Annotated in this window: 13 protein-coding genes; 4 read left to right on the forward strand and 9 right to left on the reverse strand. The window is 67.8% G+C overall.

The genetic code is table 11. The features are described 5' to 3' along the window. Positions 1–687 (reverse strand): calcium-binding protein (locus tag Q8M88_RS02190; protein WP_305594612.1); only part of this gene is annotated, 687 nt, incomplete at its 3' end. Between the two features lie 385 nt (positions 688–1,072). On the opposite strand from Q8M88_RS02190, the gene Q8M88_RS02195 reads away from it, so the two are divergent. Beyond that, complete coding sequence (locus Q8M88_RS02195) at positions 1,073–1,645, forward strand: hypothetical protein (RefSeq protein WP_305594613.1); 573 nt, start codon at positions 1,073–1,075, stop codon at positions 1,643–1,645. A gap of 81 nt (positions 1,646–1,726) precedes the next feature. On the opposite strand, the gene Q8M88_RS02200 is transcribed toward Q8M88_RS02195, so the two are convergent. The 5 genes from Q8M88_RS02200 to Q8M88_RS02220 all read right to left on the reverse strand — a co-directional run bounded on the left by Q8M88_RS02200 (position 1,727) and on the right by Q8M88_RS02220 (position 6,974). Beyond that, a complete protein-coding gene (locus Q8M88_RS02200; protein ID WP_305594614.1) occupies positions 1,727–2,488 on the reverse strand; it encodes a ParA family protein in 762 nt (253 codons plus the stop codon). Positions 2,489–2,597: 109 nt separating this feature from the next. Next, on the reverse strand, positions 2,598–2,747 hold the full coding sequence (locus Q8M88_RS02205; RefSeq protein WP_305594615.1) for a hypothetical protein: 150 nt from the start codon (positions 2,745–2,747) through the stop codon (positions 2,598–2,600). Between the two features lie 114 nt (positions 2,748–2,861). After that, positions 2,862–4,475, reverse strand: a complete 1,614-nt coding sequence (locus Q8M88_RS02210) for a matrixin family metalloprotease (RefSeq protein ID WP_305594616.1) — start codon at positions 4,473–4,475, stop codon at positions 2,862–2,864. A 131-nt stretch (positions 4,476–4,606) separates the two neighbouring features. Next, entirely contained in the window at positions 4,607–5,707 is a 1,101-nt protein-coding gene (locus tag Q8M88_RS02215) for a response regulator (RefSeq protein ID WP_305594617.1), read from the reverse strand. 169 nt (positions 5,708–5,876) lie between these two features. Next, positions 5,877–6,974, reverse strand: coding sequence for an NADH:flavin oxidoreductase/NADH oxidase (locus tag Q8M88_RS02220; protein ID WP_305594618.1), 1,098 nt, complete (start codon positions 6,972–6,974; stop codon positions 5,877–5,879). Positions 6,975–7,075: 101 nt separating this feature from the next. Here Q8M88_RS02220 and queC point away from each other — a divergent pair, with 101 nt between their 5' ends. From queC to Q8M88_RS02235, 3 genes are read left to right on the forward strand one after another with little or no spacing between them, the layout of a single operon-like run. Beyond that, positions 7,076–7,801: a 7-cyano-7-deazaguanine synthase QueC gene (gene queC, locus Q8M88_RS02225; RefSeq protein ID WP_305594623.1), complete on the forward strand. Its 726-nt coding sequence runs from the start codon at positions 7,076–7,078 to the stop codon at positions 7,799–7,801. Continuing rightward, positions 7,798–8,430, forward strand: a complete 633-nt coding sequence (gene queE, locus Q8M88_RS02230) for a 7-carboxy-7-deazaguanine synthase (RefSeq protein WP_305594619.1) — start codon at positions 7,798–7,800, stop codon at positions 8,428–8,430. The genes queC and queE overlap by 4 nt, the downstream gene beginning before the upstream one ends. 33 nt (positions 8,431–8,463) lie before the next feature. After that, positions 8,464–8,826: a 6-carboxytetrahydropterin synthase gene (locus tag Q8M88_RS02235; protein WP_305594624.1), complete on the forward strand. Its 363-nt coding sequence runs from the start codon at positions 8,464–8,466 to the stop codon at positions 8,824–8,826. A gap of 11 nt (positions 8,827–8,837) precedes the next feature. On the opposite strand, the gene Q8M88_RS02240 is transcribed toward Q8M88_RS02235, so the two are convergent. The 3 genes from Q8M88_RS02240 to aroC all read right to left on the reverse strand — a co-directional run. Then, positions 8,838–9,029, reverse strand: coding sequence for a hypothetical protein (locus tag Q8M88_RS02240; protein WP_305594620.1), 192 nt, complete (start codon positions 9,027–9,029; stop codon positions 8,838–8,840). Beyond that, positions 9,026–9,547, reverse strand: coding sequence for a response regulator (locus Q8M88_RS02245; protein ID WP_305594621.1), 522 nt, complete (start codon positions 9,545–9,547; stop codon positions 9,026–9,028). Before Q8M88_RS02245 ends, Q8M88_RS02240 begins: the two co-directional genes overlap by 4 nt. Before the next feature lie 169 nt (positions 9,548–9,716). Then, positions 9,717–10,538, reverse strand: an 822-nt coding sequence (gene aroC, locus Q8M88_RS02250) for a chorismate synthase (protein ID WP_305594622.1), incomplete at its 5' end; no start/stop codon positions are given.

The following is a 10,538-nucleotide window of genomic DNA, read 5'->3' on the forward strand; positions in this document are numbered from 1 at the left end:
GGCGCCGCCGTTCAGCACGTCCGCGCCGCCGCCGCCGACGATGGTGTCGGATCCGTCGCCGCCGAAGATCTGGTCAGCCGCCGTACCGCCGGCGATGGTGTCGTTGCCGAGGTCGCCGCTGAGATAGTCAGCCGCGCCGCCACCGGTGATCGAGTCGTTGTCCTGACCGCCGAGGATGGTGTCGGACGACGTGCCGCCGACGATGGTGTCGTTACCCTTGTTCCCCTGCAGGAAGTTGGTGCCCGAACCGCCGGTGATGGTGTCGTTGTCCGCGCCGCCGTAGACGGTGTCGTTGCCGGTGCCGCCGACCAGGCTGTCGTTGCCCTGGTTGCCTTGCAGCAGGTCATTGCCGCCGGCGCCGTCCAGAGTGTCCGTGCCGGTCCCGCCAAACGCCGCATCGCCAGTCGCGCCAGCGGTGTAGCCGTCATTGCCCGTGTAGCCGATGTACAGCAGCGTGCCGTCCGGCATGATCACGTTGCCCGCCTGGGCGACGGTCGCGACGTTCGAACCGAAGGTCACCGAACGGGCGCCGATCGTGATCGTGATCGTGTCAGCCTGGGTCGGCGTCGCCGCATTGTAGACGACCGTCACCGCATTCGCGGTGCCGCTCTGCACAACCACGTTGTCCGTGGTCAGGATCGCAAGGGCTTGAGCCGCGGTGATCGTCTCATAAACGTAAGTCGCCATAGATCTCTATTCCCCTTGCCACCCGCGCGGCCGACCATCAGGCGGCGCATCCTCAAACGGAGTGACATCACCAAACCGATAACACCGGATCAAGCGTCCGGAAACAGAGAAGTGCGTCGGAATTCAAACACGCGTGAAGCGAACCGCCGTTTACGGAAACGGGTATGGACTCCTTCCAAGGACTGCGCATCTATTCGGCTTGGTCGACGAGCCCAATGTCGCCAGAAGATCAGGAGCCCCGCCCGCGCACGCGCGAGCGGGGCTCTTTGATATTTGAGCGCCGATATTCGAACCGCCGCAACGCGCGCGCTTTTCAGTCAAGCTTGTTGGAAAGTCGCGCCACCGGCGACTAGTCTGTGCTCATGGCCCTGTCGGACGATCCGCGATGACGCCTGCGGCAAGCGACGCCTTCAACTACCTGGCGGTGCTGTTCTCGATCATCATCGGTCTTGCGGTGACCGAAATCCTGCAGGGATTTCGCCGCCTGTTGCTGACCCGCAATCGCGTGCGGCTCTACGCGCCGGCGGTGATCTGGGCGTTCACTCTATTGCTCAGCCTGTCGCAGACCTGGTGGGCGATGTTCGGCCTGCGCCACCATGACGAGTGGACGTTCGGCATGTACGCCGCCGTGCTGTTGCAGACGGTCATTCTGTACATGGTCGCGGCCCTTGCCTTGCCGGATCAGCCGGACGGCGGCGAGGCGGAGATGCGCGCCACCTACTATGAGCACGCCCGGCCGCTTTTCTCGCTGATGGCCGCGGCGGCCGCGGCCAGCCTTCTGAAGGAATGGGTGACCGAAGGCGGTGTGACGCCGACCAACCTTGTCTTCCACCTCGCGTTTATCTGCGCCACGGTCCTGGCCGCGGTCACCCGGCGCGCCTGGTATCATCAGTTCCTCGCGCCGGCCGCAGCGCTGTTCTACGGCCTGTACGTCGTGGTGCTGTTCAACAAGCTCTGAGGTCCAGGCGCGCCCGAGGCCTCAGCTCCTCGGATTGACCGCGACCGCGCCCGGGGAGCCGCACTTGGCGGCCGCCGGAGATCAGCTTCGCAGCGGACTGTGCGGTTGCGGAGCAGCGACCTCGGGCCGGCGCTCAGCGGGGTTCCAGCTGGTTCCAGGGGCGGGGGGATCGGCGGGACGGCCCTCGACCATGTCGATCACCGCGGCCACATAGGCCTGGGCGTTGAGCCTGGCTGCGGTCACGCCTGGCGCGCCGGTCTGTTCCAGGTCCGTCAACCCGCCGCCGTAGGCGAACAGCAGGCGGAACACCTCTTTCTCGATCAGGGCGGTCGGCAGGATGGCCACTCCGCCTTCGCGAAGCTGGGCCACGACCTGGCGCAGGGAGCGCGGACGCACGGCGGCCGGCAGGCGGGTCAGCAGGCAGGCGTGCAGAACCTTGCGGCGCAGCCTGCGAGAGGCCGCATCCACCAGCTCGGCGGCCTTCAGCGCCTGATGCGCCTCGATCGCCGAGGCGGCGAGCGGGGTGATCACCATGTCGGGTGCAGTGGCGGCGAAGGCGATGCCGGCGCGCAGCGATCCCTCGGTGTCGACAATCATCCAGTCGGGCGACTTCGCCTTGGCCTCACGCAAGGCGTCGGGGATATCGGCCTCGGTAGGGGCGGCGTGGACGGTGATCCGCTCGGGCCGCTTCGGCAGCGACGCCCAATGCACCAGCGGCTTGTTCGGATCGGCGTCGATCATCGCGACACGCAAGCCTAGATCGTGCAGGCCGAGCGCCAACAGCAAGGCTGACGTGGTCTTCCCGGCGCCGCCCTTGGGACTGACGAAGGCGACGATTTTCACGCGGGATTCTCCCTGACCAATGGCCGCGCTGACCAGCTAAGCCGGTGATGCAATGAATGCGCCATGCAAATCCCTTCGCGCGCGAATGAGGCGACCAGAAGGACCATGCTCAATTTTTGAAGTAGCCGTCCCAATCGCCGCGGCGACCGCCGCGCAGGCGTCGCCACACGCGGCGCGCGATACGCCACAGCGGACGCCCAGTGAGGGCGCCGAGAAAATAGACGAGCGCAAGCTCCGCCACAACGAGGGTGGAGAGCATTACGCCCGTGTCTCCGACCGGTTTTTCACAGTTCGTCCCATGCCGCGTAGATAAGCCGCCGACCATGGACGACAACGCATGAACCCGTGATGTACGGGACCGCAAAAGACAACGTCAGGCCGTGAAGATCCATCCCGCATCAAGCGTCGCGGCGGAGATTCCGACCAGCACCACGGAGTCGCCTTGGCCCAGGTCGATCACCGTGTCGCCGCCCTGCTGGGCCACGGCGTAGGCGACGCCGCCGTCGATCTGCACGCGGTCGCCCTCTGCGCGGCTGAAATCCAGGATCCGATCGATCGCGCTACCCGTTCCGGCTCGGTAGACGTCAGCGCCTGCGCCGCCGCTCAGGGTGTCGCCGCCGCGGTCGCCGGACAGCCAGTCGTCGCCTGCGCCGCCCGATAGGGTGTCGTCGTCCTGGCCGCCGCGCATGATGTCGTCGCCGTTCCCACCGCTCAACGAGTCTGCGCCCATGTTGCCGTAGATGACGTCGTCGTCGTCGTCGCCGAACAGCAGGTCGCGATCCTTGCCGCCGACCACCCAGTCGCCCCCGCCGCCGCCGCTGGCGGTGTCGTCGCCCATATTGCCGTTGATGTCGTCGAAGCCCGCCCCGCCCTGCAGCCGATCCTGGCCGTCGCCGCCGCGCAGGTAGTTGTCGCCGTCGGCGCCGTCGAGGCTGTCGTCGCCCGCCCCGCCGTTCAGGTTGTTGTTGGCGAAATTGCCGCCGATGGTGTCGCCACCCGAGCCTCCCTGGACGTTCTCCATCACCGTGCCAAAGGCGATGCCGAGGTTGTTCGACCAGGTGTAGGTAGTCGCCTTAGCGAATTGCTCGGCGATGCCGGAAGCGCCCCCCGGATATTGCGCGCTCCAGTAAGCCGCCTGGGCCTGGGCCGAATAATAGGCGATCGAGGAGTAGGCGCCGGGCGTCAGGTCGATGATCGAGGGGCGTGTATGGGTCGACAGGTCGATCAGGTCCGTCCCGCCGGCGTCGTAGACCGTCTGCATCATCGGCTGGGACTGCGACCAGGTGTAGGTGGTGTCGCCGGCGCCGGTCGCTGCGTCCGCGCCGTAGCGCTTCTGCAGCGCGGCGATGTCGAACACCATCGGCGTCGTCGGCGCGACGAATTGGCCGACCACCCTCAGGTTCGACCCCGCCGGCTCGACGCTCATCAGGAAGGCGTCGGTATAGGGCGTGTAGGACATCACCGTATGGCGCACATCGTCGTAGCCGGCCGGCAATGTCGTCGATCCGCCGAATGAATGCCGCAGGCCCAGCGCATGACCGATCTCGTGCAGCATGGTCAGGTAGTCGACGCCGCCGCTCACGAAGCTGGATCCGGCGAGATTGTAGTCGAGCCAGACGTCGCCAGCCATGCGCGGTCCCGATGCACCCGGGGCCGGAGGCGCGTAGGCGTAGCCGGTGACATCTTCCCTGGCGATGCGATCGACGTCGGTGAATGCGATGCGGATCTGGCCGGCGGCGCTAGCGTCGTTGGTTTCGGTCAGGCGCAGGCCGATGACCTGGTCCCACTGGCCGATCGCGGATCTGAACTGTGCGGCGGCCGTCGCGCCGAGCGTTGCGTAGTGCGAGTCGAACGGCTCGGCGTCCGGCGCGTAGCCGGTCCATTGGGCGTTCGCCGCGGCGATGCTGAATGTCACCTGCGGCCCGGGCCAATAGGCGTCGCCAGCCAGCAACACGGCCGTAGCCTGCTCAGATGTCGGCCCCGACATGTCGCGGTCGCCCCCAACGCCCGCGCCTTCTACGCAAGCCCCCCGAGGCGTCATTTTTCGACGACGCCATCAAAATTAACTATAGGTTAAGAACGGGGCGACAATGGGGCTCACGCAGCAGGCGAATTCGCTCAAGCTGCGGCTGCAGAATCCGCATCAGCCAGCGCCTGGCGCAAGGCCTGGAGAAGGTATTCGGGCTTCATCGGCTTTTCGACGACGCTGCTCATGCCGGCGGCGATATAGCCGGCGGCGTCGTCAGGGTCAGCGTTGGCGGTCAGCGCGATGATCGGCACACGGCCTGGATCGCCCGCCAGCGCGCGGATCGCGCGCGTGGCGGCGACGCCGTCCATGCGCGGCATCTTGATGTCCATCAAGATCAGGTCGAAGCGCCCGGTCTTGGCCGCTTCGACCGCCTCGACGCCATCCTCGGCGGTTTCAGACGTGCAGTCGAACATCTCGCACAGGGTCTGGGCGACCATGCGGTTGGTCGCGTTGTCATCCACCACCAGCACGTGAGCGGCGCGTGCGCTGGCGTGGTTGTCCTGGGCCTCCACCTCGTCGGTGGCGCATTCGGCGGTGAACTCGAACACCATGGTCTCGCCGGCGCCAGCATTGGCCTCGCGTCGCACGGCGCCGTTCGCGGCTTCGACGATCCGCCAGCTCAGCGCGGTGGCCAGGGCGGCCTCGACGCCATAGCGGGCTTCGATGTCGATCAACTCGGAGCGAGTGTCGACGACGGCCTCGCCGCCGCCACGGATGCGACCTTCAAGACGAAGGCGCTCGCCGTCGCGTACGGCATGCAGCGAAGCCTCGATGGCCCCGCGTCCGCCGCTGGCCGCCGCCTGGCTGATGAAGCCATCGAACACCTGGATCAGGCGCTTGCTGTCGATCAGCGCACAGGCCTCCGGTTCGCCGTCGTAGGCGACCAGCAGGGTGACGCCCAGGTCCGCAGCCCGGCGGCTCCAGCGCTCGGACATCTCGTCCATGAGTTCGCGCAGGCGCGTGGCCTGAAGGTCGAACGTCACGCCGTCAGAGTCGATGGTCCGAAGGTCCAGGGCGTCGTCCAGCATGCGCCGGACGCTCTCGGCATGCTCGACCAGACCGGCGACGCTGGTTTGCGCATCCGCTGGCAAAGGCTGGCGCGATGCGCGATTGGCAAGCGCCAGGATGCCGTCCATCTGCTGACGGATCTCCGACGCGACACGCTCGATGAAGAATTCCGACAGTGACATGTAACCACTCAAGTCGAGGCGACCATGCGTCACCATCGCTCGAAGCGCTTGCGGAGAGGTTAAACTCAACGTGCGCGGGCTGGGCGCAGTTGTCGCACCTTCAGGTGGTCACTCAGGCCTTGTCGCTCGGAAAGGTGGAAGGGACCAAGGCCGGCATCGCCTCGGCGCGCTAGCTGAGCCAGAAAGCGGCCCGCTCGGCGAACAGGCCGAAGCCGGCGTCGACGCCCAGCTTCTGCGCCGCGTCGATCGGCCAGTTGGGGTTGTAGATCATCTCCCGGCCTATCGCGATCAGATCGGCCGCGCCCTCGGCGAGCAATCGCTCGGCGTGTTCTGCGTGGACGATCAGGCCGACGGCGGCGGTGAGCACGCGGGTCTCGCGCCGCAGTTCGGCGGCGTAGGCCGCCTGATAGCCGTACTCGGGCGGGCGGCCCGTCGATAGCGGCGAGCCTTTAAGGCCGCCGCTGGTGCAGTCGATCACGTCGACGCCCAGCGGCACCAGCAGTCGCGTCAGCTGGATCGTGTCGCTCATCGTCCATCCGCTGCGATCGACGCAGGACAGGCGTACGAACAGCGGCTTGTCCTGGGGCCAGGCGGCGCGCACGGCCTCGACGATCTCCAGCACGAAGCGGGCGCGCCGCGCAAAATCGCCGCCGTAGGCGTCGCCGCGCTGGTTCGAAGCCTCGCACAGGAAGGTGTGCAGCAGGTAGCCGTGGGCGGCGTGCAGCTCCAGCGCCTCGTAACCGGCCGCGACCGCGCGCCGGGTCGCCGAAACGAAAGCCTCGGTGATCGCGGCGATGTCGGCGAGGGTCATCTCGCGCGGCGGCGCCAGGCCCTCGGCCATCGGCAGGGCGCTGGGTGCGATAGGCTCCCAGGCGTCCCAGTCCGCGATCTCCGCACTCCGTTCCAGCAGGTTGCGGCCCTCCCAGGGGCGCTGCTGGCGCGCCTTGCGGCCGGCGTGCATGAGCTGGATGCCGGGGACCGCGCCGTTGTCGCGCATCACCGAGGCGAGCCGGGACATGGCCGGAATGAAGGCGTCGTCCCAGATGCCGATGTCGCCCAGCGTGCCGCAGCCGCGCCGCTCGACCGTCGTGCCCTCTTGGAACACTAGGCCCGCGCCGCCGTCGGCCAGCCGGCCAAGGTTCATCAGATGCCAGTCGGTGGGAAAGCCGTTCTCGCCTGCGTACTGCCACATGGGCGAGACGACGATCCGGTTCTTCAAGGTGACGTCGCGAAGCTTCAGGCTGGAAAACAATCGGACGTCAGGCATCTGCGGCTCCGGCGGGTTGGCGCGGGATTAGATCATCGCCCGTGTCGCGCCAAGCGTTCACTGGACTTCCCCAAGCGTGGGCGGACGCGCATATGGGTCCGATGATCGCCGCCGCCGACACCGCGCTCGTCCTGTTCTCGGGCGGGCAGGACTCCAGCGTCTGCCTCGCGTGGGCGCTGGATCGCTACGCCCGCGTCGAGACCGTGGGGTTCGACTACGGCCAGCGCCACGCCGTGGAGATGCAGGCGCGCCAGACCGTTCGTGCGGCGTTCCTGGAGCGCTTCCCCCACTGGGCCGGCCGGCTGGGCGAGGACCATGTCCTGGAGATGCGCGGCTTCGGCGACATCGGCGGCACCGCCATGACCAGCGAGCGCGCGTTCGAGATCACCGAAAAGGGCCTGCCGTCGACCTATGTGCCGGGCCGCAACCTGGTGTTCCTGACCTATGCCGCGGCGCTGGCCGATCGGCGCCGCGCCGGCGCGCTGGTCGGCGGCATGTGCGAGACGGATTTCTCCGGCTATCCGGACTGCCGGCGCGTGGCGATCGACGCCATGGAGGCGGCGCTCAACATCGGCATGGCGCAGGACTTCCGCATCGAGACGCCGCTCATGCTGCTGACCAAGGGCGAAACTTGGGCCCTGGCCAAGGCGCTGGGGGGCGAGGCGCTGGTCGAGCTGATCCTGACCGAGAGCCACACCTGCTACCGCGGCGAGCGCGGCGAACTGCACGCCTGGGGCCACGGTTGCGGGACCTGCCCGGCATGCGAACTGCGGGCGAAGGGCTGGGAGGACTGGACCGCGCAAGGGCGGCCGGCGCTGGCCCTATGAGCTACGCGGTCAAGGAAATCTTCCTGACCCTGCAGGGCGAAGGCGGGCAGGCGGGTCGTCCGGCGGTGTTCTGCCGCTTCGCCGGCTGCAACCTGTGGTCCGGGCGCGAGCAGGACCGTGCGGGGGCGGCCTGCACCTTCTGTGACACCGATTTCGTCGGGATGGATGGGCCCGGCGGCGGTCGGTTCGCCACGCCCGACGCCCTCGCCGACGCGGTCGAACGGGCGTGGACCGCGGGCCCGCGCGATCGGCTGGTCGTCTGTACCGGCGGCGAGCCGTTGCTCCAACTGGACCCCGAGCTGATCGACGCTCTGCATGCGCGCGGCTTCGAGATCGCGCTGGAGACTAACGGCACCTTGCCGGCGCCCGCGGGCGTCGACTGGATCTGCGTCAGCCCGAAGGGCGCGACGCCGGTCGTCCAACGGCAAGGCCAGGAGCTGAAGCTGGTCTATCCGCAGGCGGGCGTCGATCCGGCCGCCTTTGAGGGCTGGGACTTCGAGCGCTTCCTGTTGCAGCCGATGGACGGACCCGACCGCGAGGGCGCGACACGCGCGGCGATCGACTATTGCCTTGCCCATCCGCGCTGGCGTTTAAGCGTGCAGACCCACAAATACCTCGGCATCGCCTGAGCGCGCTGTCTGAGCCTGCCGATGAGCTGAACGATTTTCGAGATCACCAAGTCCGCCGCCTTCGACGCCGCGCACTACCTTCCGCAAGGGCCGCAAGGCGGGCCCTATACCCGACTGCACGGGCACTCGTTCAGCGTCGAGGCGACGATCCGCGGCGAACCGCAGGGGCCGGTGGGCTGGGTCGAGGATCTGGGCGCGCTGGATGCGGCGTTGCGCGCGGTGGCGGGTGAACTCGACCACGGCGTTCTGAACGAGAAGCCCGGCCTGGAGAGCCCGACGCTGGAGCATCTGTGCCGCTACTTCGCCGAGCGGCTGAAGCCGGCGTTCCCAGGCCTGGCGCGCATCGCGGTGTCGCGTCCCACGGTCGGCGAGCGTTGCGTGATGACGGTGGACTAGAGGCGGTCGCCTCAGTCGCGTTCGCGGTCGCGATCGCCCGGGATCACTGCGCCGGCGACCATACCGACGCCCTTGGCCGTGGCCCCGACAGCGGCGCCGGTGACGCCGATCGCCGCGCCAGCCACAGCGCCCACCGCGGTCGCCACGCAACCCGAAAGCAGCATCGCCGTCGCGCAGATCGCGATGGTGCGCGCCAGGCTCACGATTCGGCTTCCTCGCTCTCCGTCGACGCCCGCGCGGCGTCGGACGACCGGCGCCAGGGGCCGTGGTAATTGGGCAGGGGGCGTCGGCGGCGGTCCGGGCCGAAGTAGTCATCGGTGCGCACGAACGGCCGGGCGTGGTCGACCACCTGGCTGATCCGCTCGATCACGCCGCGCGCGGTCAGCGGCTTGGCGAGGAATTCGTTCACGCCGGCGTCGCGCGCCTCATAGATCCGCCGTTGCGTCGCATGCCCGGTGATCATGATCACCGGCACCATCGGATTGGGGCTCTCCGGCGAGTTGCGCAGCAGGCGCATGAAGTCGATGCCATCCAGCGGTTGCATCGCCAGATCCGTGATGACGATGTCGATCGGCATGCCGCGCAGCATCTGCAACGCTTCGGCGCCGTCGTTGGCTTCATGGATGTGCCGCACGCCGATGGCGCGCAGAATCTCGCCCAACAGCACCCGCATATGGTGGTTGTCGTCGACCAGTAGAATGTTGAGGAGCTCGTAGCGCACGATCTCTTAAATCTAAAGTTGAACGGGTCGCGTCAGGAAAGAGCGGCGCTCACTTACGTGTCGCTCGTGAAACAGGTCAATCGAAATCCATAACCTGATTATTGGCGCCCATAAAAATGGCGCGCAACACTGCATGTGGCCTAGTCCGCAGGCGACCACACAGCTTCAACTAACCTGGCGTGAACGATTCTCGGGCAAGTTGAGCGCGGTGCTGCAGGAAGGCGTCGGCCAGCACGCAGGCGGTCATCGCCTCGACCACCGGAACCGCGCGCAGACCCACGCAGGGGTCATGCCGGCCCTTGGTGCGCAGCTCGATCTCTTCGCCGGCCTCGTTGATGCTGCGGCGCAGGGACAGGATCGAAGACGTCGGCTTGAACGCCACCCGAGCAGTGACCGCCTGGCCGGTCGAAACGCCGCCTAAAACGCCGCCGGCCTTGTTGGACAGGAACATCGGCCCGTCGTCGCCCATGCGCATCTCGTCGGCGTTTTCCTCGCCAGACAGGGCTGCGGCGGCGAAGCCGGCGCCGATCTCCACGCCCTTGGCCGCGTTGATGGACATGAAGGCGGCCGCCAAATCGGCGTCGAGCTTGCCGTAGATCGGCGCGCCCCAGCCAGCCGGAACACCCGTGGCCTCCACCGCTACGATGGCGCCGGTGGACGAGCCGGACTTGCGCACCTGCTCGAGGTGGGATTCCCAGGTGTCGACCATCCCCGCGTCGGGACACCAGAATGGATTGCGGCTGGTCTCGTCCCAGTCGAAGCGGTCGGGGTCCACCGCGTGGGGGCCGATCTGCACCACCGCGCCGCGGATGGTCACCCCGGCCAACAGCTTGCGCGCGATCCCGCCGGCCGCCACCCGCGCCGCGGTCTCACGCGCCGAAGCCCGGCCGCCGCCGCGGTAGTCGCGCACGCCGTACTTGGCGAAGTAGGCGTAGTCGGCGTGGCCCGGGCGGAACGAGGTGGCGATCTCGGAATAGTCGCGGCTGCGCTG

This window comes from Phenylobacterium sp. (assembly GCF_030693805.1).
GTDB lineage: Bacteria > Pseudomonadota > Alphaproteobacteria > Caulobacterales > Caulobacteraceae > Phenylobacterium.

Excerpts from the sequence above, each read along its gene's own strand:
- Q8M88_RS02195 (WP_305594613.1), top strand. The coding sequence starts at position 1,073 with ATGACGCCTGCGGCAAGCGACGCCTTCAACTACCTGGCGGTGCTGTTC.
- Q8M88_RS02205 (WP_305594615.1), bottom strand. The coding sequence starts at position 2,747 with ATGCTCTCCACCCTCGTTGTGGCGGAGCTTGCGCTCGTCTATTTTCTC.
- Q8M88_RS02210 (WP_305594616.1), bottom strand. The coding sequence starts at position 4,475 with ATGTCGGGGCCGACATCTGAGCAGGCTACGGCCGTGTTGCTGGCTGGC.
- Q8M88_RS02215 (WP_305594617.1), bottom strand. The coding sequence starts at position 5,707 with ATGTCACTGTCGGAATTCTTCATCGAGCGTGTCGCGTCGGAGATCCGT.
- Q8M88_RS02220 (WP_305594618.1), bottom strand. The coding sequence starts at position 6,974 with ATGCCTGACGTCCGATTGTTTTCCAGCCTGAAGCTTCGCGACGTCACC.
- queC (WP_305594623.1), top strand. The coding sequence starts at position 7,076 with ATGATCGCCGCCGCCGACACCGCGCTCGTCCTGTTCTCGGGCGGGCAG.
- queE (WP_305594619.1), top strand. The coding sequence starts at position 7,798 with ATGAGCTACGCGGTCAAGGAAATCTTCCTGACCCTGCAGGGCGAAGGC.